We start from the raw sequence: 25,499 nt of genomic DNA on the forward strand, positions 1-25,499 counted from the left end.
TCATGTGTAGTTTTTCTTTTGAAGTTTTTCCACCAAGAAAGGATGAAAATATCAAAAATCTTCATGCTATCTTAGATGATTTAGGGCAATTAAGCCCTAATTTTATCAGCGTAACCTTTGGAGCTGGAGGCTCTATTAACTCACAAAATACTTTAGAAGTTGCAAGCTTAATCCAGGAAGAATATCAAATTCCTAGCATAGTACATTTACCTTGCATCCATTCTAGTAAAGAAAAAATCACTCAGATACTTCAAAAATGCAAAGAAAAAAATCTTAATCAAATTCTTGCCCTAAGAGGCGATATATGTGAAAATTTAAAAAAAAGCAAAGATTTTTCTTATGCTAGTGATTTAATTTCTTTTATAAAAAAACAAGAATACTTTGAAATTTATGCCGCATGCTATCCCGAAAAACATAATGAATCTAAAAATTTCATCGAGGATATACACCATCTTAAAACTAAGGTAAATGCAGGAACAGATAAGCTCATTACTCAACTTTTTTACGATAATGAAGATTTTTATACTTTTAAACAAAATTGTGCTTTAGCAGATATTGACATACCTATTTACGCAGGTATTATGCCTATTACTAACAAAAGACAGGTTTTAAAAATTTCTCAACTTTGCGGAGCTAAAATCCCTCCTAAATTTGTTAAAATTTTAGAAAAATATGAAAATAATACTTTGGCTTTAGAAGATGCAGGTATCGCGTATGCTTGCGATCAAATTGTCGATTTAATCACAAGTGGTGTAGATGGAATTCATCTTTATACTATGAATAAATCCAAAGCGGCTATTAAAATTTATGAAGCTGTAAAGCATTTGCTTAAAGAAGAGCTTCATGCTTAGAAAATAAACTATTTTTTGCTTTTATCTTAACTTATTTTCATTTTTTAGCTTATGGTTTTCTATAAGTAAAACAAAAATTAAAGATAAAAGCAAACCTGGTATAATACCCAAGCAAAGATAGAAAAAAGAATTATATTTAAAAAAGAAGAAAAGTGCACCAAAAAGCATTAAAGCTAAAGATGCACCTTTGAAAAATTCTAAAATATAGATCAATGACCTTCCTCAACAACAGTTGCACCCGCTAAATATACATAAGTTAAAATCATAAAAATAAAAGCTTGTAAAAATGCCATAAAAGTTAAAAGCACATAAGCAGGAAGTGGAGCTATATAAGGAACTAAAGCTAAAATTACCATTAAAAATAAATCGTCGCCTTTAATATTTCCAAACAAACGGAAGGACAAAGAAACCACACGAGAAAGATGAGAGACTATCTCTATAGGAAACATCAAAGGAGCTAAAAGTTTAATAGGTCCCATGAAATGAGCAAAATACTTTACAAAACCTTGTGCCCTAATACCCTCAAAATGATAATATACAAAAACTATAATAGCCAAGGACAAAGTCAAATTTAAACTTGCAGTTGGAGCGTGAAAACCAGGTATTATACCTATAATATTACTAAAAAACACTATAATCCCCAAAGTTGCAACCAAAGGAAGATATTTTCTTGCACCTTTTTCACTTCCCATGGTATCTCTACCCATAGATAAAACTCCCTCTAAAAAAGCCTCACCTAAATTTTGCATACCGCGTGGAACAAGTTGCATAGAACGAGTAGCCATCATAGCCACTATAACAGCAATTAAAGCTACCAAACCTATGTGAAAAAAATAAGAAAAAGTATGACTTGCATCAAGCAAAGAGCTAAATAAAAATAAATCTTTCATGGTTTCCTCAAAAATTTTATTCTAAACTCGAAATTTTAGCAAAATCTTACTTATATTTTAATGAAAATTTACATCCATTCTAAAACTTGCGAAAGTTCTTTAGCAACAAAACACTTAAGCCCTATATCTTCCAAAGGCTTAGAAGGAACAATGGCATTTTTAAATTTTTGCATTTTAGCTTCTTTTAAACGCGTATCAAGGCTAAAAACCTCTCTAATTTCTCCATTTAAACTAAGCTCCCCTATAAAAATACTATCTTTGCTCAAAGGGCGATTTTTAAAACTTGAAATAATAGCTGCAACCACAGCCAAATCCGCCGCAGTTTCGCTTACTTTTACTCCGCCACTAATATTTACAAATACATCATAATGCCCCAAAGGAATTTCAAGCTTTCTTTCAAGCAAAGCCAAAAGCATATCTAAGCGATTTTTTTCATAGCCCGTAGCGCTGCGTTTTGGATAAGAACTTTCACACACCAAAGCTTGAACTTCTAAAACCAAAGCACGAGATCCCTCCATTACAACACCTAAAGCACTTCCTGAAATAGCCTTTCCACGAGTAAAAAAACGATTTGCCAAATCTTTTGCACTGATCAAACCCTTAGCAGTCATCTCAAAAATACCTACTTCATTCGTTCCACCAAAACGATTTTTAAAGCCTCTTAAAAGTCTGATTTCTTTAGTGGCATCTCCCTCAAAATAAAGCACCACATCTACCATATGCTCAAGAACTCTAGGTCCTGCTATAGCACCTTCTTTAGTAATGTGCCCTATGATAAAAGTACTGATATTATAAGCCTTACTCACACGCATAAGCTCAAAAGTAATCTCACGCACCTGAGTGATGCTTCCTGCTGCTGAAGTGATTTTATTTGAATATAGAGTTTGTATAGAATCAACGATAAGAATGCTATAATCTTTTTTGTGCAATTCTTCTAAAATATTTTCAAGGCAAAGTTCAGTAAGTAAAAATAAATTCGGAGTATTAGCCTCAAGACGATCAGCTCTTAATTTAATCTGGGCTTTACTTTCTTCGCCACTGACATAAAGCACTTTTTTACCCTGTTTAGCTAAATTTGAAGCAATTTTTAACAAAAGCGTAGATTTTCCCACACCTGGACTTCCGCCTATAAGCACTAAAGAACCTTCAACAAGCCCTCCGCCTAAAACCAAATCAAGCTCATTATCATCTGTGCTGTATCTTGTAAAATGCTCTAACTCCACATCTTCAATACAAACAGCCTCACTTGTTTTCATGCTAACTTGCGCAAGCTCTTTTAAAACTTTAATTTGCTCAGCTTTTAATTCTACAAAACTATCCCAAGCTCCACAATCAGGACATTTTCCAAGCCATTTGCTTTGTTGATTTCCACAAGCTTGACATTCAAAAAGTGCTTTATTTTTTGCCATTATTCAAAAATAGGATCTAATAAAGTATCTAAATAAGCACTTGCATTAAATTCTTGTAAATCCGTCATTTGCTCACCCACGCCTACATAAAAAATAGGAAGCTCAAGCTCTCTTGCTATACTAAAAAGTGCACCCCCTTTAGCTGTCCCATCAAGCTTTGTGATAATCACACCATCAAGTTTTACAAGCTCATTAAAAGCTTTAGCTTGTAAAATTCCAGCATTTCCCTGTGTTCCATCTAAAACTAAAATTTTTCTATGGGGTGCGCCTTCTAAAGCTTTGTTTGAAATTCTTACAATTTTTTCAAGCTCATGAGCTAAATTTTTTTGATTTTGCAAACGCCCTGCTGTATCGATAATAACTCTATCAAAATCCTTTGCTTTTGCTTTAGAAATGGTATCAAAAGCAACCGCTGAAGGATCATGCCCTTGTGCAGTTAAAACTATATCTACATCCACTTTTTGCGCCCAAAGTTTTAATTGCTCAATCGCACCTGCTCTAAAAGTATCACACGCTCCTAAAATCACTTTTTGATTTTGGTTTTTGTATAAATAAGCAAGCTTGGCAATACTTGTTGTTTTTCCTGCTCCATTTACTCCTAAAATAAGCTCTACAAAAGGTTTTTCTTGATTGGTTTCTTTTTTTTCATAAAGAAAATAAGAACCCATAACACGCTTTAAATCTTCTTTTTTTACTTCATTTTGAGGTGGTAAATAATAAATTATCTCTTCAACTATTTCATAACTTACATCTGCTTCAAGCAAAATTTCTTCAAGCAAATCTTTGGTTATCTTTTTATTCTCTCCTTTAACTCCAACAATATTTTCAAGAGTTTTTGCAAGTCCTTTTTTAAAAAAATTAAACATTAAAGTATAGCCTTTTGTATATCAATTTCTAGCATTTCTTCAGGAATAAGCCCTAAATACTGATTAATCAATTTAGAATGCTTGTTGTAAAGAAACATGGTAGGAATTCCATTTACCCCACCTAAAGCTTTAGCTAAAAGATAGTTATTTTCACCATTAGCGACTTTATAAGATATTTTATGCTGTTCTATAAATTTTTGAATCTCATCGTTAGATTTATCTTCTAATAAAACCCCAACTATATTAAAATCATTATTATACTTTTCTTGTAATTTATTAAGATGAGGGATTTCAGCAATGCAAGGGGTACACCAAGTGGTAAAAAATACAAACAAAGTTACCTTATCTTCATCGTTGAAATTTAAAACGGCATTTTCTTTTTTAACTGAAATTGATCCTCCATCAATCAAATTAAGTTTAAAATTCATATCATCACTTTGATTTATACTTGCCTCGGTGCTTAAATTTACATCATTTTGCTGCTTTTCTTTATCATTGCTACAAGCAACAAACAAACAAGATATTGCCACTAGTAAAAGTATTTTTTTAATCTTCATTATTTATCAATCCTTTATTATTCTTTATAAAAATGCTAAAATTATAACATACATAAGATAATATTTTTTTAAAGGCATATTAATGGAAAAAACAGATTTTAGGGCATTGCAAAAAATACGCCTTTTCAAACATTCAAAACTAAATTTCAAACAAGATTATAAAATATTTAAAGAATGTCTTAAAATAATAAAGCTATTTAAAGCTAAAAATATTTTAATTTTTATTCCTTTGCATTATGAACCAAACTTAATAAAATTTCGCCATATTCTTAATAAAAATTACAAACTTTTTGTTCCATTTATGCAAGATAAAAGTTTAAAAATTGTAAAATTAAGATTGCCTTTTATTAAAAAAAGGTTTGGGGTTTTAGAGCCTATAGATTCTTTTTTTAAAGCAAAAATTGATTTAGCTATTGTGCCTGTAATTGGCGTCGATAAAAATTTAAAAAGAATAGGACATGGGCAAGGTTTTTATGATAGATTTTTTGAAAATTTAAATTACAAACCTCATATAATATTTATCCAAAGTATAGATGCTTTAAGTCAAAATAATCTAACACAAAAGCATGATATTTCAGGAAAATTATACATAAACCCTTATAAAAAATATTACAAGAAAGAAAGAAAAAATGATAGAATCACTTATCGCACTTATAGCCGCTATAGTCGGACTCGGTATAGGATATTTAGTTGCAAAAAAAATCAATGATGCCAAATATGAAATTTTCGTAGAACAAGCCAAAGCTAAAGCCAAAGCTATAGAATACGAAGCGGAGCTTATTTTAAAAGATGCAAAAAATTCAATTCTTAATGCAGAATTAGAAGTTAAAAAAAAATACGAAGAAAAAACTCACAAATTTCAAAAAGATTTTAATCAAAAATTTGATGATCTTTCTAAAAAAGAACAAAAACTTCAGCAAGAAGAAGAAAAACTAAAAGAAGATAAAGAATACCTTTGCAAGTCACAAAAACACATTCAAAACTTACAATCTGATGTTGATAAATTAAAAAATAAATATCAAGAAAAACTTGACGATGTTTTAAAAATTTTAGAACATTCGACAGGACTTACACAAAATGAAGCCAAAGAAATCATTCTTAAAAAAGTAGAAGAAAATTCTCGCGAGCAAATTGCACATATAGTAAGAAAATATGAAGAAGAAGCAAAAAATGAAGCTAAAAGAAAAGCTAATTTCATCATTGCTCAAGCTACTTCTCGTTTTGCAGGTGAATTTGCAGCTGAAAGACTTATCAATGTTATTAACATTAAAAACGATGAACTTAAAGGACGTATCATTGGTAAAGAAGGGCGCAATGTTAAAACCTTGGAAATGGTTTTAGGTGTTGATATTATCATCGATGATACACCAGGTGCTATTATAGTAAGTTGTTTTAATCTTTATCGCCGTGCTATTGCTACAAAAGTTATAGAACTTTTAGTTGAAGATGGCAGAATTCAACCCGCGCGCATAGAAGAAATTCACGAAAAAGTGTGTGAAGAATTTGATAGTGCCATTCTAGAAGAAGGCGAAACCATAGTTATGGATCTAGGTTTAAATAAAATACACCCTGAAATTGTAAAACTCATAGGAAAACTCAAATACCGAGCAAGCTATGGACAAAACGCTTTAGCACATTCTTTGGAAGTGGCTCACCTTGCAGGAATCATTGCTGCTGAGTGTGGTGGAGATGAGAATTTAGCACGTCGTGCGGGAATTTTACATGATATAGGAAAAGCATTAACCCATGATTTTGAAGGATCTCATGTGGATTTAGGTGCAGAACTTTGCAAACGCTACAAAGAGCATCCTGTAGTAATCAATGCTATTTACGCACATCATGGACACGAAGAAGCTACAAGCATAGAATCAGCAGCTGTTTGTGCAGCAGATACTTTAAGTGCTGCACGACCTGGAGCTAGAAGAGAAGTGTTAGAAGCTTTCTTAAAAAGAGTCAGTGAGCTAGAAGATATCGCTAAAAGTAAAGAAGGAATTAAAAATGCCTATGCAATCAATGCCGGAAGAGAAATTCGCGTCATAGCCAATGCTCAGCTTGTTAATGATGATGAAAGTGTACTTTTAGCTAAGGAAATAGCAGCTGAAATTCAAGAAAAAATGCAATATCCTGGTGAAATTAAAGTCAATGTTATACGTGAACTTAGAGCTGTAGAATACGCTAAATAAGGTTTATTATGCAAGATATGATTGATACTTTAATAAAATATGGTTATATTGTTTTATTCTTTTACTCTTTAGGGGGCGGGATGGTTGGAATTTTAGCTGCAGGAGTTTTAAGTTCTCAAGGAAAAATGGATCTTAGTTTTTGCATTGCTCTTGCTTTTATTGCTAATACCATAGGTTCAACTTTGCTTTTTATACTTGGAAAATATTACAAAAAAGACATTATGCCTTATTTTAAAAAACACCGACGCAAGATAGCCCTTGCTATGATAAAAACAAAACAACATGGAATTATTTTACTTGTAACTCAAAAATTTATTTATGGTTTAAAAACTTTCATTCCCATAGCTGCAGGTATGGCAAAATATAATTTTATTAAATTTTTTATTATCAATACTCTAGCTAGTTTGGCATGGGCTATTGTTCTAGGTTTTGCTGCTTATACTTTTGGGTATGTTATTGAAGCAATTTTTGATAAACTGAGTTTATATCCTTATGCTGCTCCTTTATTTTTATTATTTTTAGCCGGAATAATTTGGCTTTATTTAAGTAAATTTTCTAAAAAATAATGTCTCTATGGAATTCTTTTTCTTACTCTTTTAAAGAATTTCATTATTTATTTTTCTCTGTTGTTGTTATTTTTATTTTTAATATCCTTTTAGAATATAATAATTTTTTAAACTTTAAAAACCAAAAACATTACCTTATAGACAACGCTCTATTAACGCACCAATATATAAAATATAATAAAAAAAATAAAAAATACTGGGTTTTAAAGTTACAAACTGAAAACTTCACTTTTTATACTACAAGTTTTAAGGATTTAAATTTAAGCAAGAATCAATTTTTAAGCCTTAGAATTATCACCCATAATATTAACTTTAAAGACTATCTGAGTAAAAGTTTTTACGCACCTTCTTATGATTTTGAAAAATTAAAAGAAAAAGAATACAATCCCATTATATCTTACTTCTTAAATCAACATACAAATGAAAAGATTAAAGAATTTTATGGTGCTTTATTTTTTGCACTGCCCATATCTTTAGAGCTTAGAAACGATGTAAATTACTACGGTATAGCACACCTTATAGCAATTAGCGGTTATCACATAGGCTTACTTTTTAGTTTAATTTTCTTTATTTTAGCTCCAATTTATAGTTTTTTCCAAAAAAGATATTTTCCTTATAGAAATTTACGTTTAGATTTAAGTATTTTAATTTTTGCACTACTTTTAGCTTATGCTTGTTTAATAGGATTTGTCCCTTCTTTTGTGCGCTCCTTGATTATGGCTTTTTGGGTTTTTTATCTATTGTGTAAAAATATAAAAATCATTAATTTCGTTACGCTTTTTTGTAGTATTTTATTGTGCATTTCTCTTTACCCTAGACTTTTATTTAGTATTGGATTTTTATTTTCTATTTTAGGTGTTTTTTATATTTTTTTATATATGCATCATTTTGCAAATAAATTTAATAATCTTATAAATATTATTTTGCTTAATATTTGGACTTTTTTTGCTATGGTTTTACCTGTGCTTTATTTTTTTCCACTTATAAGCTACCAACAAATTTTAGGTATTATTTTGAGTGGAATTTTTGTAATATTTTATCCTTTAGTATTATTTTTGCATCTTATAAACTATGGAGATTTGCTCAATTTTATCTTAGATGAATTTTTTAAATTTAAAATTTATGGAACTAATATCCATATCCCATTTTGGATTTTTATAAGTTATCTTATTGCTTCTTTAATCTCTGTGCGATTTAAATATCTAGCTTTTCTTTGTATTTTTGCGAATTTTATTCCCTTCATTATGATTGTGATTTAGAAAATAATAGAGTTTAAGCCCAAAAAGATAAATAATCCAAGAAATATAAATCCAAATAAAAAAGAATAAAATAGTAGAAAAAGATCCATAAACGCTAGCGTATGTTTTATTATATACCACGTAATATACAAATAAATTTTTTCCTATATACCAAATAGTACCCGCTCCAAAAGATACTAAAGCTAAACTTTTAAGAGTTCCCTTATGAACAGAACTTGAATAAGATATAAAAAATAAACCCCAAATAATCACAAAGGGTAAAATTTCAAAAAAATTAAACCCTATTTTATAATCATCTAAAGTTTGTTGGATAAAACCTGAAATATAAAAACTAAGCCCAAGCCCCAAAGGAACAAGAGTTAAAAGAGTCCAATAAGAACTAATACTTTGCCAAAGTCCTTTAGGTTCATTTTTAGTAATGCGATTGATTACAAAATCATAGCCTGAAAAAAAAGCTAAAGAAGTAAATGCCATAGCAATAAGACCTACAATACCCAAATTTACACTATTTTTTAAAAAAGTATCGATGTAGGTAGCAACAACATCTTGTTGCGTTGGTATTAAAAAAGCAAAAATTACTTGCTTTGCTTTTTCATAATAAGCTTTAAAACTGGAAATTTGCGTAAAAACAGAAAAACATACAAATAAAATAGGTATTAAAGATAATACAGTATAAAAACTAAGCGCTGCTGCATAATTTAAAATTTCCTTATCACGCAAATTTAGTAAAATAGTAAAAAAATTTTTCACCTTCTAAAGTCCCATTTTAAAAGGATTTAGTATATTATTTGGATCAAAAGCTTTTTTAATATTTCTCATTAAATTCATTTCGGCTTCAGAAAAAGCTAAATTCATAAAAGGTGCCTTAGAGAGTCCGATACCATGCTCTCCGCTTAAAGTTCCTCCAAGTTTCACTGTTAATTTAAAAATCTCTTCCACAGCTTCATAGCCTTTTTTCACCTGCTCTTTATCATTTTTATCAGGAACCATAACATTAGTATGCACATTTCCATCCCCTGTATGTCCAAAGCAAGGAATTTTAAAACCATATTTTTTAGAAATCTCATCTATACCTTCAAGCAAAGTAGGTAGTTTAGAACGCGGAACTGTAATATCTTCATTAAGTTTTAAAGTTCCATACATGGCAATGCTTTGAGAACAATTTCTTCTAGCAAACCAAATATCTGCGGTTTCTTGTTCATCTTTTGCTATTTTAAATTCGCTAGCGCCAGCTTCTAAAAAATAATATTCTAAATTTCTTAAATCCTCATCAATAGCCTCTTTAACATTACCATCCACATCAGCAATCAAAATAGCTCCAGCTTCTATAGGCAAACCTTTATTAAATTTGCTCTCAACCGCTCTAATGCTAAGATTGTCTAAAAATTCCATAGATACAGGACTTACACCGCTAGCAAGACTTTTGTAAACCGCATTCATAGCACTTTTTACACTTGGAAAAATAGCAAAAGCAGTTTTTTTAAATTTAGGCAAAGGTATTAATTTTAAAGTAAGCTCACTTAAAACTGCCAAAGAACCTTCACTAGCGATTAAAATTCCTGCCAAATTATAACCTGCTACATCTTTAATAGTGCGTTTCCCTGCACGAATGATTTCTCCGCTAGGCAAAACAGCCCTTAAAGCCATCACATAATCTTTTGTAATGCCATATTTTGCAGCTCTCATTCCCCCAGCATTTTCGCTTACATTACCCCCTAAGCTTGAATACTCCATGCTAGCAGGGTCAGGTGGATAAAAAAGTCCGTATTTGGCTACTTCTTTTTGTAAATGTATATTAATAACCCCAGGTTGCACAACAGCCACTAAATTTTCAAGATCAATTTCTAAAATTTTATTCATATGCTTTTCAAAAGCAAGCACCACCCCGCCATTAACAGCTAAAGCTCCTCCTGTAAAACCAGATCCTGAGCCTCGCGGTATGACTATGATATTATTTTCATTACAAAATTTTAAAATTCGAGCAATATCTTCTTCATTTCTTGGAAAAAGAACCCCATCGGGTAAATAATGTTTTTTTGTCGCATCATAGCTATAAGCTCTTTTGTGAATTTCATCAAAATAAGCGTTTTCTTCTCCTAAAAATCGTTTAAAATATTGTTCAAATTCTTTTTTCATGTTTATTGCACCTTAGGAAGATTAATCAAAGCATCATAATACCTATAATAATTTCCTATTTCTTGAGAGTTAAAATCAAAAAAATTACTTTTATATCCACCTATACGAGAATAAAAAGGAACCTGAACGCTAGTTGGCTTGCTTATAGGCACTTCATAAAGCTTATTAAAATCTTGACAATCCACAACTTCTGCATGATTTTCCAAAGCCACAACCAAAATGCCGACCGCATTATCATCACAAAATTGCCTAAAATCTGAACGCTTAGGAGAAAGAGTAGCCGTTCTAATTAATTGTGCTCCAAAAATATCAATATGGGTAAAATATATCTGCGGAAATTCTCTAACAAGTTCATTATAAGTTTGTTCATCAGGAGCAATTACCAATCCTCTATCATAAAGAAAATTTAAAACAACCTCATCACCTACTTTAGGTAAAACATTTGGTAAAGGCAAAGCATCTTGCTTAAGAGCTGAAAAAACACTAAATTCTAATTTTGCCAAACCATTTTTTTTATCTATAACACTTGCTCTAGCGATGATACTTTGCGAATTGCTAAAATGTTGCACTACTACGCCACTTGAATAAAGTTTTATATCATCACTATCTTTAATATAACCATAAATATCATCAACTTTTACAAGTTCACTTTTTATAGGTTTTAAATCAAATCCAACCGCAAAGAGGCTAAGGTTTAAAGCTAAAAAACACACTATAGTTTTAAACAAATTTGCTCCTTAAATAAAAATTTATAGAATTATAATCCTTTTTTGTTAAGCAATTGTAAGAAAAATAAAGTAAAATATAGCTTTCAAATTTCAAAATTCTTTTAAAAATTAAGGTTATCTCATGAAAAAATTATTGCTTTTATTTATTTTTGTTGTTCAAAGTTTTGCAGCTTTAAGTGTTGAAGAGCTAACTTGGGATAATGGAGATACCTTGCTTAAATTCCTACAAAGAAATTCCATACCTATGTCGCTTTATTATGGACTTGATAGAGAAGATCAAGAACTTGCTTCTGATATAGCCTATAAAATAAAATATCAAGTTTTAAAAGATGAAAACAACAACATAGAACAAGTTTTAATTCCAATTAGTGATGATTTACAAATTCATATCTATAAAGATAAAGATGGACAATACACTCTTGCTTTTACTCCTGTATCTTATCAAAAAGAAGATAGAATTTTACATTTAACCATTAAAAGCTCTGCTTATCAAGATGTCTATGAAGAAAGTGGTAGCAGTACTTTAGCTCGTGCTATGGTTCGTGCTTTTCGAGGAAGTATAAATTTTCGCAATATCCAAAAAGGTGATGAAGTAACCCTATATTATGAACAAAAAAGACGCATGGGTAAACTTTGGGGTGATATAAATATAAAAATGGCAATGGTAGAAATCAATAAAAGCGCTAGAGAAGTCTTTTCTTATAATGATATATTCTATGATCGTGATGGCAAAGAATTAGAATCTTTTTTACTTACAAAACCTGTGAATTACACTAGAATTTCTTCTCCTTTTACAACAGCAAGATATCATCCTATATTAAAACGCTATCGTGCCCATCTTGGTATAGACTATGCTGCACCTACTGGAACTCCTGTGAAAAGTGCTGGCAAAGGAGTAGTAACCTTTATAGGCACAAAAGGTGGTTATGGAAATGTAATTCAAATCAAGCATGACTCAGGTTATATGACTTTATATGCTCATCTTAGTCGTTTTGCAAAAATTAAAAACGGACAAAAGGTAAATCAAGGACAAGTAATTGCATATGTTGGTTCAACAGGTATGAGCACAGGTCCTCATTTGCATTTTGGAGTATATTTAAATAATAAAGCTATAAATCCTGCATCTGTTGTAAAAATCGCCAAATCAGAACTTAGTGGAAAAGCGAAAGAGAATTTTAAACATATCATAGCTGGATACGAGCAGGTTGTTAAAGAAGCCCTAGCCTCGAATCAACCTAATCCTCCAAAAGAAGAAGATTTTGAAAACTATATAGAATTTTAATTACTCAATAACGCTTTATCTTTTGCATTGATTAAAGAATGTAGAAGAGTTGCAAGCTCTTCTTTTTCTTTTTCATTAATTTCACAAAAATCTGCATCAATCAATTGTTTCACCAAAGCTTCATTTAACAAATCCCCATCGCCAAATTCTCTAGCTTTTTGAATGATTTTTAACACTCTTAAATCTTTTCTTTCATACATTTTAATCCTTTAAATAAACCACGCTCACAAAACGCTTAGGCGTTTTATCGCGACGATAAGAAAAAAAACTCTCATCATCAAAACTACAAATTCCACAATCTTTAATATTTTCAATGCCTAAATTTTGCGCTTGAAATTTTACCAAGGCTTTTAAATCAAGTTTATTATCTTGAACAAATTCTTTAAATTCTTTTTTAGCAAATTCTAAAATTTCTCCATCTATTTCATAATTTTTAGCACAAATTCCAGGTAAAATAAAAAGATGAAATTTATTCTTATCTAAATGTGAATTTTGCATAGTAATTTGATCAACGCATTCTTTTAGGATATTTTCAAAGCTTCCTTTTCTACCTGAATGCAAAGCTGCTATAATGCCACTTTCATGATATAAGATCAAAGGCAGACAATCCGCACTTAAGACACAAAGAGCAGTATTTTTTTCTTTACTTATAAGTCCATCACAACTGAGATTTTTTAAATTTTCATCATAAATGATAACTTTATGAGAGTGAATTTGATCCATAAAAACACATTTTTCAATATCTTTAAAACCTAAATGAGAAAATAAATTCTCATTATGAATTTTAGCCCTAAAAACATTATAATCCTTATCAAAAGCACAAAAAATACCGACTTTATCATTTTCTAATAAAGATAAGAAATTCTTTCCACTTCTTCCCATGATAATCCTTTGTTTTTACCTTGTAATTGTGCATAAATATAACGAGCAAGCAAATCGCTTTCTATATTTATTTTTCTACCTACTTGATAGTCCTTAAAAAGCGTTTCTTTAAAAGTAATAGGAATAATAGTAAGCCTAATACCATTTTTTAAAATTTCATTGATAGTAAGGCTTACCCCATCAACAGCTATACTTCCTTTTTCTGCCATAAATTTCATAGCTTCTTTAGGTAAAGTTATATGAAAATCCACTCCATTTTCATCCTTTTGAATCTTTTCAAGTATGCCGATAAAATCAATATGTCCTTGCATAAGATGTCCATCGATTCTATCGCCATATCTTAAAGCAGGTTCTATATGAACTTTATCTTTTAAATTCTCTATAGCTATATGAGTGCGACTTTCGCGAGAAAGTTCCACTTCAAAACCTCCCTCATAAAGTTTTGTCACACTCAAACAAGCTCCATTTACAGCTATACTATCGCCAAGATTTGGACGATGCTTAGCTGTTAAACTTAAAGTATTGTTTTGATAAGATTGAACTTTGGCAATTTCTCTTATGAGTCCATTAAACATTTTTTACCTTAGAAAATCTTATTTAATAATTTATTTACCGCTTTATCCACTTTATTGCCTGTATTTTTAGCACCATCACTCACGCCGCCACCTACTACATTTTTAATAGAATTTAAAACACTTCCTGCATTTAAATTTACTTTAGGATTTTCTGTAGTTCCTGTAATACTTCCTTTAAAATTAGCTCTATCGAGTTTAATATCAAAAGGCAAATTTAAAGCCCCGCTTTTAGAATTTAAAGCTCCTGATTGTACTAAAATATAAGAACGATCTGCTTGCATATTAAGATTAAGCTTGATATTTTCTTTTTTAATCAAAGCTTTAGCATTAGCAGTGCGATAAACATCATTGGTAATATCTTTTAGTGTTAAAATTTTTAAAGCATTGGTAATAAGATTTGGTTTTAATTTACCCTCTTTCATATCCAAATTAACCTCGCCTTCTTCGCTTAAAAGATTGTAATTTGCCTTCATGTCCGCCTTACCTTGATAAATATCCATAAAATCCAAACCCTGAGCTAGACTACTTAAATCCACTCCGTTTAAATCAGCAAGTAAAAGGTTATCTTTAAATGTGCTTTGAAGTTTTCCTTCAAATAAATTTGGACTATTTACAACAAAATTTAAACTCTTATCAAAACCTACCTTTCCATTAAATTCTGCCTTACCTTTAAGTTTTCTATCTAACAAAAAGCCTAGTTTTGAAAAATCATTTATCTTTAAATTAAAATCCGAATTTAAAAGCATCTTACTTATATCAAAACTTCCTTGTAGTTTTGTAAGATCAGCTAAAGATGAATTTAAAACAGAATCAAATTGAGCGATATTGTTTTTAAAATTAATTTTGGTATTTAAATCATAACTTGTATTGTTTGGAAAATTTTTATTTAAAATTTTACTTAAAGTTGCAGCATTTAAAATGCCTTTAGCCTCTAAATTTGCTTTACCATTAAGGTTGTTAAAATCGATATTATCTAAATTAACTTTTGCATTAACAACCCCACTGGCATAATTTGGCATACCTGTTATAACAAAAAGTTTAGATAAATCAAGTTTATCAATGTTCAAATCAAGTTTTTTACCATTTGAATCAGCTTTGATTACGCCATCTGCCAAATTTGCATTTGCATTTAAATTTTGTATTTGAGTACCTATAATATAAGCTTTTGCATTAAGATCTGCCTTACCTTGTAATTTTTGTCCCGCTATAGCACTAAACTGAGACAAATCATCAATAAAAGCATTTAAATCTGTATTTAACTCACTATTTTTTAAATTATAAGTTCCTTGAAGTTTTTTGATATTAAGTAAATTTGAAGCAAGTAAAGCATTGTAAGAAATATTACTATTTTTTGCATTTGCTTTAGCATCAAAACTAAAAATTGCATTTGGAAGTTCTATTTTAGCAATTTTTTTAAGCTCATTGGTGTTAATCTTTGCATTGTTTATTTTTGCCTCAAGATCGAAATTAGAAAAATCCAAATCCGCATTTAAAAGTTTAGCATTTAAATTTCCAGAAACTAAAGCTCCATATCCTGCAAGAGCTAATAATTTTTCCAAACTTGCTTCATTAATATCTGCAAAAATTTTATTATTTTTCAAACTTGCCTTTACCTCTCCACCAAGTCCGATAACTTGAGCATTTAAACTTGATAAGGCATTATTTACAACACTTGTTTCGCCTATCACTCCCAAACTACCATTTAGTCTAGTTTTTGTAAGTTTTTCAAGCTTTGCAAGAGAAGGAATATTTAAATTAAAATCAGTACTTAAAATATTCTTACTCATATCATAAAGAGTTTTTTGGGTTTGTAAGTTAAGATAATCATTGTAAATTTTACTTACAGCATAAATCTTATCTTCTTTAACATTGGCTAAAATTTCTGCTTTAGGATTAGAATTTAAAGGCAAGTCTAAAGAAAAATCTTTTTTTATCGCCTCGTAGTTTATATAGCTTGTATCAAGTTTTATGATAATATTTCCATCAGGTTTTAAATTCTGTGCTGAAATTTTTGCCTGAGCATTTAAAAAACCTTTAGCATAACTAGGATAAGATAAAAGATGAAGTATTTCTTCTATCTTAAGATTTTTTGCATCTAAATTTAAAGCGATAGGGCTGTAATTATACATTCTCGCATTTAAAAGTACATTTGAACCTAGTAAGTAACCCCTTCCATCTAAAATAAAATCACTTGCCTTGCCTTGAATTTTACCGCCAAAAGAAAGGTTTTGATTTAAATTTAAACCTAAATTTTTAGCATAATTTTGCTTTAAAGAAATAAGATAGTCAAGATCAAATCCAAGCTTAAAAGGACTCAAAGCTCCCTTGAGATTGAAATCTGCCATATTTGCAATATTTGCTTGCAGTTCAAGACTTGAAAAACGCAAATTAAAACGCGTGATATTTACATCTAATCCCGCATTTTCTTTGATCTTTTTTTGTGCTATATTTGCCACTATATTATTACCAAAACTTGTAAAAAGTATGGTACAAAGAGCGATTAAAAGCACAACAACAAAAGCTACAATGCCATAAAAAATCTTTTTCATTTTTATCCTTTAGTTTATTTTATAAAATAACTTTAGTCTATAAAACTAAACTTTTATAAATATTTTAATTTAAAGTATTGACAAAATTCATTTTTTATAGTATGATATTATCACTCTAAATTAAAGAGTGCTAAAATCAATATTTTTAAGGATGGACAAAAATGAATTTTCAACCTTTAGGAAAGCGTGTTCTAGTTAAACGCGTAGAAGAAACTAAAACAACAGCCTCAGGCATAATTATACCAGATAATGCTAAAGAAAAGCCTTTAATGGGTGAAGTAGTAGCAGTAAGTAAAGAAATCACTGATATTGCAAATGGTGATAAAATCGTGTTTGCTAAATACGGTGGAACAGAAATTAAACTTGATAATAATGAATATTTAGTTTTAAATTTAGATGATATCTTAGGAATTTTAAAATAATTTATAAAATAAGGATAAAAAATGGCAAAAGAAATTATTTTTTCAGATGAAGCAAGAAATAAACTTTATGAGGGCGTTAAAAAACTTAATGACGCGGTAAAAGTAACTATGGGGCCAAGAGGACGCAATGTTTTAATCCAAAAAAGCTTTGGTGCTCCAAGCATTACTAAAGATGGCGTAAGTGTTGCTAAAGAAGTAGAGCTTAAAGATAGTCTTGAAAATATGGGTGCTTCACTCGTAAGAGAAGTAGCGAGTAAAACAGCTGATCAAGCAGGCGATGGAACAACTACTGCAACGGTTTTAGCTCATGCAATTTTCAAAGAAGGTTTAAGAAATATCACAGCAGGTGCAAATCCTATCGAGGTAAAACGCGGTATGGATAAAGCTTGCGAAGCTATAGTAGCAGAACTTAAAAAACTTTCTCGCGAAGTAAAAGATAAAAAAGAAATTGCACAAGTTGCTACAATCTCAGCCAACTCTGATGAAAAAATCGGAAATTTAATCGCTGATGCTATGGAAAAAGTGGGCAAAGATGGTGTTATCACTGTTGAAGAGGCAAAATCAATCAATGATGAATTAAATGTAGTTGAAGGTATGCAATTTGACAGAGGTTATTTAAGCCCTTATTTTATCACTAATGCAGAAAAAATGACAGTAGAGCTTTCAAGCCCTTATATCCTGCTTTTTGATAAAAAAATTACAAATTTAAAAGATTTATTACCGGTTTTAGAACAAATTCAAAAAACAGGCAAACCACTTTTAATTATCGCTGAAGATATTGAAGGTGAAGCGCTTGCAACTTTGGTTGTAAATAAACTTCGCGGTGTTCTTAATATTTCAGCAGTGAAAGCTCCAGGTTTTGGCGATAGAAGAAAAGCTATGCTTGAAGATATAGCGATTTTAACAGGTGGAGAAGTGATTTCTGAAGAACTTGGAAGAACTCTTGAAAGTGCGACTATACAAGATCTTGGACAAGCTTCTAGTGTAATCATCGATAAAGACAATACAACCATAGTAAATGGTGCAGGCGAAAAAGCAAATATTGATGCGAGAGTCAATCAAATCAAAGCACAAATTGCTGAAACAACTTCAGATTATGACAGAGAAAAATTACAAGAAAGACTTGCAAAATTAAGTAGTGGTGTTGCAGTTATTAAAGTAGGTGCAGCAACTGAAACTGAAATGAAAGAGAAAAAAGATCGCGTTGACGATGCTTTAAGCGCTACTAAAGCAGCAGTTGAAGAAGGTATAGTAATCGGTGGTGGTGCAGCGCTTATCAAAGCAAAAGCTAAAATCAAACTTGATCTACAGGGTGATGAAGCAATTGGCGCAGCTATCGTTGAAAGAGCTTTAAGAGCACCTTTAAGACAAATTGCTGAAAATGCAGGATTTGATGCAGGTGTGGTTGTAAATAGCGTAGAAAATGCTAAAGATGAAAACACAGGATTTGATGCTGCAAAAGGTGAATATGTTAATATGCTTGAAAGTGGAATTATCGATCCTGTTAAAGTAGAAAGAGTAGCTTTACTCAATGCAGTTTCTGTAGCTAGTATGCTTTTAACCACAGAAGCAACAATTAGTGAAATTAAAGAAGATAAACCTACTATGCCAGATATGAGCGGTATGGGAGGAATGGGTGGCATGGGCGGAATGATGTAATATCTGCTCTAACCTCTTATCAGCAAGGATTTTCCTTGCTGATTACCAATTTAATTTAAAAACACTCCCTTGATTTTCTACAGATTCGCAAATAATCTTAATATCATTATCATCACAAACTTTTTTTACCAAAGAAAGCCCTATACCAAATCCTCCTTGATCGGTATTAAATCTTGTATATCTATCAAAAATATGATTTAAATTTGACTTTGAAATTCCACAACCTGTATCCGCAATACTTAAAAAATTGGCTTTCAAAATTATAGAAATTACTCCACCTTTTTTATTGTATTTAATAGCATTGCTTATAAGATTATCAATCAATTTAGAAATTTGACTTTTAGGAGCAAAAATATTTGCTTGATTTAAATCAAGCTTTAGTGTAATTTTTTTTTGCTCAAAAAATACTTTAAAATATTCCAATCTTTCTTCAAGTAGTATTCTTAAATCAAATTTTTGTTTTTCTGTTTCTAAGGTATTAGGGAAATTATAAAAAACAAGATCAGAATACACTTGAGACAAACTTTTTGCAGCAAGCTTAATCCTTGTAAATTTAGCATTATCTCCTAAATTTTGATGCTCAAGTTGTTCTATACTCATCAAAATAACACTTAATGGGGTATTGAGTTCATGAGTTGAATCTTTAATAAAACGATTTAGTGTGCTGATTTTATCCTCCAAAGGCTTTAGAGCAATTTTTACTAAAATATAAGATATTAAATCCAATATGCAAAAAGCCATAATAGCAAAACCAAAAACTTTCGTTCTAATCCAAAAAAGATCTTTGCCAACATCTTCACCCTGTATTAAAATTTGCAAACCATCGTTAGTATTTACTTCTTCATTGCTAGCATGTCTTAAAAAATAATGATCTGCACTCATAGGAGCAAGGAAAAAAACCTTATTATCACAAATACCTCTACCTTTAAGCTCTATCTTTGCCTTTCTTAAATCAAAATCTATATTACTAAAAACAATCTTTTTAACATCAAATATAGCAAATTTTAGTGCTGTGCTTTGAGCAATATTTTTTGCACTTATATCTATAGGGGTAAAACGAGAATTTAAGATGCTTATAACAATGTTTCTATGATTTTCTCTCAAAGTGGCACCCTTTAAAACAACTAATTCTTCATATAATTTTTGATACCATAATGCAAAAAAAATAGTTAAAAAAATACCTGTAGTTGTTAGGTAGATTAATAAAATTTGCCTAATGACTTTTTTAGCCATAGCAATATCCCCTGCCTCTTTGATTTATAATTTTTTCTTTTCCTAAAATTTTACGTAAATTTTTCACATAAGCCCTTAAACTTAGCTCACTAGGCTCCTCATCATAATCCCAGAGTTCTTCAAAAATTCTCTCTGTACTTAAAAAGTTGTTTTTATTTTTAAGTAATAAAGACAAAAGCTTAATTTCTTTACTCGGTAAAGTCAAGGCTTTATTATTATGGTAAAGAATTTGTGTAGTAAATTCAAATCTAAATCCATCTCCTAAATCTTCAAAATCTTCATTTTTATGTGAAAAAGCTCTTTTAAGCAAAGCTTTAACCCTGATAGATAACTCGGCAAGTTCAAAAGGTTTTTTTATATAATCATCACAACCTGCGTCAAAGCCTTGTTTTAAATCGTTTGTTGTGTTTAAAGAAGTCATGAAAATTGCTGGAGTTTGCTTTCCGCTTTTTCTTAATTCTTTAAGTAATGAAAATCCATCTCCTAAAGGAACTTTTACATCTAAAATCCAAAGATCAAAATATCTTTCATAAGCCATATCTAAAGCTTCTTGCGCATTATCGCATAAAAATACTTCATATCCCTCATCGTTTAAAAACTCTTCAATGATCTCACTCAAGCTCAAATCATCTTCTAAAAGTAAAATTTTAGCAGCCATAATTTAAATCTTTCTAACTTCAAATCTCTTAAATATATATCATTGTATCAAAATTCTTATCAATTATTTAATAAAATTTCATTTTTATTTAATTTATTTTTATCTATAATCCTTTCATACAAATAAATTTTTCCTTAAGGAGTTAAAATGCTTCCAAAATGGGATAACAGCTATAGTGTGCACAATGCTAAAATTGATGAGCAGCATAAAAAGCTTTTTAAACTTGCTGCAAAAGTTGAAGTTGTATCAGATAGATCTGTAAGTAAAAATGAAGTCAAAGAACTTTTGGCTGAATTTTTTAATTATATGAAAGATCACTTTAATGATGAAGAAAAATACATGCAGCTAATAGGCTATCCAAATTTAGAAGAACATCGAAAAATACATAAAGAAATCATCCAAACCATGATTAATTTAATCAAAGATATCAAATCAACCAATGATCTTAAAGAAAAACTTTATATAGTGGCTAAAAAGTGGCTTTTAGAACACATACTATATGAAGACATGAAAGTTGAAAAATGGAGAAGTTCTTCTTTGTCTACAGATGATGGTGGCGATGTTAGCTTTGAAGCAGCAGAAGATGAAGATAATGAGCATCCACAATTTTATCTTTATACCTGTAATTGTCCTGGTAAAATTCACGATGTTCCTTATAGCATTCATCAAAAAATAGAATTACAAGGTCATAAATTTACTTGTAAAACTTGTAAACAAGCTATAAAATTTTACAAAAAATATTCTTAAGGAGGATAAAATGAAACGCAATGTAAAAACTTATTCTTTTAGAATGCCTTTAGAGCTTAAGGAGCGTTTGGATAATTTAAGTAAAAATCTTTCTAAACCAAAATCAACCATAGTAAAAGAAGCCATAGAGGCTTATCTTAATGAAGTTGAAGATTTTTCTTTTGCTGTTAATGCCCTAGAAGAACTTAAAGATGGGGATTATCAAAAGGCAAGTAAAAAAATAGATAAAATTGTCAAAAATCTTAAACAAACAAAATAAAAAACTTTATCACAATTTTTTTGTGATAAAGACTTATTAATTTTTTATATTAAAATACATTTATGAATATTAAAAATGGAGTTAAAAAAGTGGCTCCGGATGTAGGATTCGAACCTACGACCAATCGGTTAACAGCCGACTACTCTACCGCTGAGCTAATCCGGAATATTTAAAAGTAAAATGTGATTATAGTGAAATTAAAAAACTTTGTCAAGGGTTTTTTCACAAAAATGCATTTTTTATGTAAAAAAATTAATTTACTCCTTAACAATAACACTTTTTAAATTTCTAAAATAAAACAAATTTACCCCATCTTCATATAAATAATCAAGCTTCATTCCATGTGTTTCTAAAATAGTATTTACAATATAAAGCCCTAATCCAAAACTTGATTTTTGTTTTGATCCTTGAGTAAAAGCTTGAGTATAGTATTCTAAAGTATTGTTAAGCTCAGGACCACGATTTTTAAAACAAATATAATCATCTATAATATCAATTTGCACAAACCCATCTTCAGAATGTTTAATACCATTATCTATCATATTTTTAATCGCCGTAGTAAAAAGTTTAAAATCCACATTTACAAAAAAACTTTCTTCCATAAAAATACGTATATTGCTATCATCTCGCATTGCAATTTCTTTGGCTTCATCTAAAACATCTAAAATATTGTATTTTTTTCTATTTATAAAAGCAGCCCCTGAAGTAATTTGCTCAATAGCAGCAAATTCATTAATTAAAATTTCAAGTCTAGTAAAAACCCCATTTAAGCGCTCTTTATATTTATTATCTTCTATCATTTCTAAAGTTAAGAGCCCTTTAGTAATAGGAGTTTTGAGTTCATGCATAATATTTCTTAAAAAAAACTGACGAGATTGGTTTAACTTTCGAATTTGAACAATAGCTTGATAAAAAGCTTCACTTACTTGTGAAATTTCATCCACCCCAGTGCTTACATCTTCTATATCACCAAGCTTTCCTTGGGCAAATTTATCAATTTGTTTTTTAAGTCTTTTAAGTGGTTTTAATTTTTTAAATATATAAATATAAAGCAATACAAGAATACAAATCACAGCTACAGCTATAGCTTTGATAATAAAATACCTATAGGTTTGATAATCTTGATCCTTATAAAGATAAACCTTTCCATCATAAATAATATTTAAATACACCTGTCTATTATAAGAAATAATCTCGATTAAGCCATTGTTAACCTCAACCCTAGCTAAAACATCACCTCTAAAAAGAATTTTACGGATCTGCTTTGCTTCTGTTATCTCATCCATTTTATTATAATTTTTTGTCTGCTCTTCAAATTCTTTTTCACTGATAACTCCTGCAAAATTTAAGAGCCTTGCATTAGCTATCAAAGAATATTTTGTATTTAATTCTCTAGTATAATTTTGCTGATCATATTCTATAAGCCACAAAAAGCCAAGTACAACACTAACCCCAGCAAAAATAAAAATAAAAGTTATAGTATAAAAAATCGAAGATTTATTCATTGAGTAAGCTTATAACCTATTCCACGTATAGAGTGAATATATTTTGGAGTTTTTGGATCATCTCCCATCTTTTGACGAATTCTACTGATAATAACATCTATACTTTTATTACTAGAATCCTCACTAATAGAAGAACAATTATAAACAAGCTCTTCACGACTTACCACTCCACCCTCTTTTTTAATCAAATAGCTTAAAATATCAAATTCAGCATTAGTTAAAGTAAGCTCTTGTCCTTTCATGGTAATAATATGCTTATATTGATCATAAACAAGATCTTTTACACTTTTTGCTATGGCGCTTTTTGTATTTGAAATACGTCTTAAATGACTTTTAATACGTGCTTGTAATTCTTTTGGATTATAAGGTTTTGGTAGGTAATCATCTGCTCCAAGCTCTAAAGCATTAACCTTATCTGTAATATCATGTCTTGCGCTTGAAACAATAATAGGCGTATCATACTTTTTACGAATCTCTTCACACACTTCAAGCCCATCAAGCCCTGGCAAAGAAAGGTCTAAAATGATAAGCTGATATTCTTTTAATGCAAGCTTAGAAAGACCTATATAAGGTTCATGAGCTATATCAACTTTCATATCAAATTTTTCCAAATATTCAGCTGTAATTTCTGCTAATTCTAAATCATCTTCTATCATAAGAATATTTGTCATAGTTTTCCTTTATTTTAAACTTAATTTTAATTTTAAACTAAAATTTATAACGAAAGGAAAATCCTTCCGTTATTTTTATTTAAGCAGAAGCAAAGTCGCAAAACCATTGCGATATACCCAAACTTTGGTAAATTCTTTTTTATTAACTTGTTTTAAAGCTTGTTCTAAATCTTTTAAATTTTTAATTTCACTTTGTCCAACACCTATGATAATATCACCCTCTTGGAAACCAGAATTTTTTCCTTTGCTCTTTTCTTTAACACTATCAACCAAAACACCATTAACATCTTTTGGAATTTGCAAACGATCCTTAAGTCTTGGATCTAAATTTCTCAAACTCAAACCATCAATCAAATCGCTTTGTACGCCTTTAGGATTTTCTTTTTCACCTTTAAGAATAAAACTTGCTTGCTTATTTTCTCCATCTCTTTCGTAACTTAATGAAATTTTTTGACCAATCTCTAAAGTTCCTATATAATTTTTAAGATCAATAGGACTTTTTATAACCTTATCATTAACTTTAGTAACTAAATCTCCACGCTTAAGCCCTGCTTCATCAGCACTTGAACCTTTTTGAACATCAGTGATTAAAGCTCCTTCTTGATTTTTGTAAGCTTTTTTAGTATCACCTTGCAAAGCTAAAATAGTCACACCTAAAAATCCTCTATCAATCTTGCCTTTTTCAATAAGTTTTTTAGCTATATCTTTAACCATATTTGAAGGTATGGCAAAACCTATGCCATTATTTCCACCACCACGAGAAAGAATAGCTGAATTAATACCTACTAAATATCCGCGACTATCCACCAAAGCTCCACCTGAATTTCCTGGATTGATAGAAGCATCTGTTTGTATAAAATTTTCATATTGATTTAAACCTATATTGTCTTTATTTAAAGCAGATATTATCCCACTTGTAACACTAAAACCAACTCCAAAAGGATTTCCAAGTGCAAAAACAACATCTCCTTCCATTAAATCATCAGAATTTGTAAAAGTAATAGCTGAAAGATTATTAGCCTCTATTTTTATAACAGCCAAATCTGTTTTTGGATCTTTACCTATAAGTTTTGCTTTATATTCTATGTCGCTTCCTGGTAAATTCACTGTAATCGTATCAGCATCATCTACAACGTGATTATTTGTTACTATATAACCATCTTTTGAAATAATCACCCCTGATCCCAAAGAACTCACCACTTCTTTATCATTTTTTCCTTTTCTTTGAGAAAAATCAAAATCAAAAAATTGTTTAAAATAAGGATCATTAAAAAAATCATCCAAAGGGCTTGGACGATTTGCTCTTGTAATAGTTTTTGAGGTGGAAATATTAACCACTGATTTTTTTGCATCTTTAATAGAATCATGATAAGAAAGCACTGCATTTCCAGCAGCAGGATTCACACGATTAGCCGTTGCAGTCGATTCGTTAAAATTAATACTTGCAGCAAATAAAGCACTTGCTAAACTTAATGATAAAAAAATCTTTTTCATTTCATTTCCTTTTGTTCTTAAAGATAAATTATCTCGTAAAATATTTTACTGTCTTCATAGTATAAAACCGAAAATTTACAAAATTGTAAATAAAACCTTGAGTGATAAAAATTTATAA

At 30.0% G+C, this 25,499-nt stretch carries 27 protein-coding genes and 1 tRNA gene; 10 read left to right on the plus strand and 18 right to left on the minus strand.

Annotated features, from left to right (window positions below):
* Positions 1-2: 2 nt before the first annotated feature.
* Positions 3-851, plus strand: coding sequence for a methylenetetrahydrofolate reductase [NAD(P)H] (gene metF, locus FBE87_RS06160; protein ID WP_002858469.1), 849 nt, complete (start codon positions 3-5; stop codon positions 849-851).
* A 21-nt stretch (positions 852-872) separates the two neighbouring features.
* Here the strand turns inward: metF and FBE87_RS06165 are convergent, their stop codons facing one another.
* The 5 genes from FBE87_RS06165 to FBE87_RS06185 form a co-directional block, all read right to left on the minus strand.
* Positions 873-1,064, minus strand: coding sequence for a membrane protein (locus tag FBE87_RS06165; protein ID WP_002852856.1), 192 nt, complete (start codon positions 1,062-1,064; stop codon positions 873-875).
* Complete coding sequence (locus FBE87_RS06170) at positions 1,061-1,741, minus strand: F0F1 ATP synthase subunit A (RefSeq protein ID WP_002858390.1); 681 nt, start codon at positions 1,739-1,741, stop codon at positions 1,061-1,063. The genes FBE87_RS06165 and FBE87_RS06170 overlap by 4 nt, the downstream gene beginning before the upstream one ends.
* Positions 1,742-1,809: 68 nt before the next feature.
* Positions 1,810-3,150, minus strand: a complete 1,341-nt coding sequence (gene radA / locus FBE87_RS06175) for a DNA repair protein RadA (RefSeq protein WP_002858434.1) — start codon at positions 3,148-3,150, stop codon at positions 1,810-1,812.
* Positions 3,150-4,016: a signal recognition particle-docking protein FtsY gene (ftsY, locus tag FBE87_RS06180; RefSeq protein WP_002858085.1), complete on the minus strand. Its 867-nt coding sequence runs from the start codon at positions 4,014-4,016 to the stop codon at positions 3,150-3,152. Before ftsY ends, radA begins: the two co-directional genes overlap by 1 nt.
* Positions 4,016-4,573 carry a TlpA disulfide reductase family protein gene (locus FBE87_RS06185; RefSeq protein ID WP_002858112.1) on the minus strand — a complete coding sequence of 186 codons (558 nt, stop codon included), beginning with the start codon at positions 4,571-4,573 and terminating at the stop codon, positions 4,016-4,018. The genes ftsY and FBE87_RS06185 overlap by 1 nt, the downstream gene beginning before the upstream one ends.
* 82 nt (positions 4,574-4,655) lie before the next feature.
* Between FBE87_RS06185 and FBE87_RS06190 the strand changes: the two genes are divergently transcribed.
* The 4 genes from FBE87_RS06190 to FBE87_RS06205 are packed head-to-tail and all read left to right on the plus strand — an operon-like array spanning position 4,656 to position 8,581.
* Positions 4,656-5,282, plus strand: a complete 627-nt coding sequence (locus FBE87_RS06190) for a 5-formyltetrahydrofolate cyclo-ligase (protein ID WP_002875342.1) — start codon at positions 4,656-4,658, stop codon at positions 5,280-5,282.
* On the plus strand, positions 5,203-6,756 hold the full coding sequence (gene rny, locus FBE87_RS06195) for a ribonuclease Y (RefSeq protein WP_168977232.1): 1,554 nt from the start codon (positions 5,203-5,205) through the stop codon (positions 6,754-6,756). Before FBE87_RS06190 ends, rny begins: the two co-directional genes overlap by 80 nt.
* 8 nt (positions 6,757-6,764) lie before the next feature.
* Positions 6,765-7,322, plus strand: a complete 558-nt coding sequence (locus tag FBE87_RS06200) for a DedA family protein (RefSeq protein WP_002852823.1) — start codon at positions 6,765-6,767, stop codon at positions 7,320-7,322.
* Positions 7,322-8,581, plus strand: a complete 1,260-nt coding sequence (locus tag FBE87_RS06205; RefSeq protein WP_002873165.1) for a ComEC/Rec2 family competence protein — start codon at positions 7,322-7,324, stop codon at positions 8,579-8,581. The genes FBE87_RS06200 and FBE87_RS06205 overlap by 1 nt, the downstream gene beginning before the upstream one ends.
* On the opposite strand, the gene FBE87_RS06210 is transcribed toward FBE87_RS06205, so the two are convergent.
* From FBE87_RS06210 to FBE87_RS06220, 3 genes are read right to left on the minus strand one after another with little or no spacing between them, the layout of a single operon-like run.
* Complete coding sequence (locus FBE87_RS06210) at positions 8,525-9,331, minus strand: YihY/virulence factor BrkB family protein (protein WP_002852725.1); 807 nt, start codon at positions 9,329-9,331, stop codon at positions 8,525-8,527. The two genes, FBE87_RS06205 and FBE87_RS06210, sit on opposite strands and share 57 nt — an antisense overlap.
* A 3-nt stretch (positions 9,332-9,334) precedes the next feature.
* Entirely contained in the window at positions 9,335-10,717 is a 1,383-nt protein-coding gene (locus tag FBE87_RS06215) for an FAD-linked oxidase C-terminal domain-containing protein (protein WP_002874588.1), read from the minus strand.
* A 2-nt stretch (positions 10,718-10,719) separates the two neighbouring features.
* On the minus strand, positions 10,720-11,445 hold the full coding sequence (locus tag FBE87_RS06220; protein WP_002852692.1) for a plasminogen-binding N-terminal domain-containing protein: 726 nt from the start codon (positions 11,443-11,445) through the stop codon (positions 10,720-10,722).
* A gap of 121 nt (positions 11,446-11,566) precedes the next feature.
* On the opposite strand from FBE87_RS06220, the gene FBE87_RS06225 reads away from it, so the two are divergent.
* Positions 11,567-12,727 carry a M23 family metallopeptidase gene (locus FBE87_RS06225; RefSeq protein ID WP_002852845.1) on the plus strand — a complete coding sequence of 387 codons (1,161 nt, stop codon included), beginning with the start codon at positions 11,567-11,569 and terminating at the stop codon, positions 12,725-12,727.
* Here the strand turns inward: FBE87_RS06225 and FBE87_RS06230 are convergent.
* Genes FBE87_RS06230 through FBE87_RS06245 form a run of 4 tightly spaced genes read right to left on the minus strand, consistent with a single transcriptional unit; the run spans position 12,724 to position 16,733 of the window.
* A complete protein-coding gene (locus FBE87_RS06230; protein WP_002852756.1) occupies positions 12,724-12,927 on the minus strand; it encodes a hypothetical protein in 204 nt (67 codons plus the stop codon). The two genes, FBE87_RS06225 and FBE87_RS06230, sit on opposite strands and share 4 nt — an antisense overlap.
* A gap of 1 nt (position 12,928) precedes the next feature.
* Positions 12,929-13,609, minus strand: coding sequence for a polyphenol oxidase family protein (locus tag FBE87_RS06235; protein ID WP_002859288.1), 681 nt, complete (start codon positions 13,607-13,609; stop codon positions 12,929-12,931).
* Positions 13,573-14,184 carry a riboflavin synthase gene (locus tag FBE87_RS06240; RefSeq protein ID WP_002859289.1) on the minus strand — a complete coding sequence of 204 codons (612 nt, stop codon included), beginning with the start codon at positions 14,182-14,184 and terminating at the stop codon, positions 13,573-13,575. Before FBE87_RS06240 ends, FBE87_RS06235 begins: the two co-directional genes overlap by 37 nt.
* Before the next feature lie 8 nt (positions 14,185-14,192).
* Entirely contained in the window at positions 14,193-16,733 is a 2,541-nt protein-coding gene (locus FBE87_RS06245) for a hypothetical protein (RefSeq protein ID WP_168977233.1), read from the minus strand.
* 161 nt (positions 16,734-16,894) lie between these two features.
* Here FBE87_RS06245 and groES point away from each other — a divergent pair, with 161 nt between their 5' ends.
* Both groES and groL read left to right on the plus strand, forming a co-directional pair.
* Positions 16,895-17,155, plus strand: coding sequence for a co-chaperone GroES (gene groES / locus FBE87_RS06250; protein ID WP_002825273.1), 261 nt, complete (start codon positions 16,895-16,897; stop codon positions 17,153-17,155).
* Between the two features lie 21 nt (positions 17,156-17,176).
* Positions 17,177-18,814 (plus strand): chaperonin GroEL, encoded by a 1,638-nt coding sequence (gene groL, locus FBE87_RS06255; RefSeq protein WP_168977234.1) that lies wholly within the window; start codon positions 17,177-17,179, stop codon positions 18,812-18,814.
* Positions 18,815-18,856: 42 nt separating this feature from the next.
* Here the strand turns inward: groL and dccS are convergent, their stop codons facing one another.
* Together dccS and dccR are read right to left on the minus strand one after the other, a co-directional pair.
* Positions 18,857-20,047 (minus strand): two-component system sensor histidine kinase DccS, encoded by a 1,191-nt coding sequence (gene dccS, locus FBE87_RS06260; RefSeq protein ID WP_100626264.1) that lies wholly within the window; start codon positions 20,045-20,047, stop codon positions 18,857-18,859.
* Positions 20,040-20,705, minus strand: a complete 666-nt coding sequence (gene dccR, locus FBE87_RS06265) for a two-component system response regulator DccR (protein WP_002853205.1) — start codon at positions 20,703-20,705, stop codon at positions 20,040-20,042. Before dccR ends, dccS begins: the two co-directional genes overlap by 8 nt.
* Positions 20,706-20,852: 147 nt before the next feature.
* Here dccR and FBE87_RS06270 point away from each other — a divergent pair, with 147 nt between their 5' ends.
* On the plus strand, positions 20,853-21,452 hold the full coding sequence (locus FBE87_RS06270; RefSeq protein ID WP_002859294.1) for a bacteriohemerythrin: 600 nt from the start codon (positions 20,853-20,855) through the stop codon (positions 21,450-21,452).
* Positions 21,453-21,462: 10 nt separating this feature from the next.
* On the plus strand, positions 21,463-21,711 hold the full coding sequence (locus FBE87_RS06275; RefSeq protein ID WP_002853192.1) for a ribbon-helix-helix domain-containing protein: 249 nt from the start codon (positions 21,463-21,465) through the stop codon (positions 21,709-21,711).
* 90 nt (positions 21,712-21,801) lie between these two features.
* Here the strand turns inward: FBE87_RS06275 and FBE87_RS06280 are convergent.
* The 4 genes from FBE87_RS06280 to htrA form a co-directional block, all read right to left on the minus strand.
* Positions 21,802-21,876: transfer RNA gene (locus FBE87_RS06280), tRNA-Asn, on the minus strand.
* A 92-nt stretch (positions 21,877-21,968) separates the two neighbouring features.
* Positions 21,969-23,216 carry an ArsS family sensor histidine kinase gene (locus FBE87_RS06285; RefSeq protein WP_002868562.1) on the minus strand — a complete coding sequence of 416 codons (1,248 nt, stop codon included), beginning with the start codon at positions 23,214-23,216 and terminating at the stop codon, positions 21,969-21,971.
* The gene (locus tag FBE87_RS06290) at positions 23,213-23,887 is read right to left on the minus strand and encodes a response regulator transcription factor (RefSeq protein WP_002853196.1); all 675 of its coding nucleotides are present in this window, start codon (positions 23,885-23,887) and stop codon (positions 23,213-23,215) included. Before FBE87_RS06290 ends, FBE87_RS06285 begins: the two co-directional genes overlap by 4 nt.
* 75 nt (positions 23,888-23,962) lie before the next feature.
* Positions 23,963-25,381, minus strand: coding sequence for a serine protease HtrA (htrA, locus tag FBE87_RS06295; RefSeq protein ID WP_002873156.1), 1,419 nt, complete (start codon positions 25,379-25,381; stop codon positions 23,963-23,965).
* Positions 25,382-25,499 lie beyond the last annotated feature (118 nt).

It is taken from the genome of Campylobacter sp. CFSAN093246, assembly GCF_012889415.1.
In the GTDB taxonomy this organism is placed as follows: domain Bacteria; phylum Campylobacterota; class Campylobacteria; order Campylobacterales; family Campylobacteraceae; genus Campylobacter_D; species Campylobacter_D jejuni.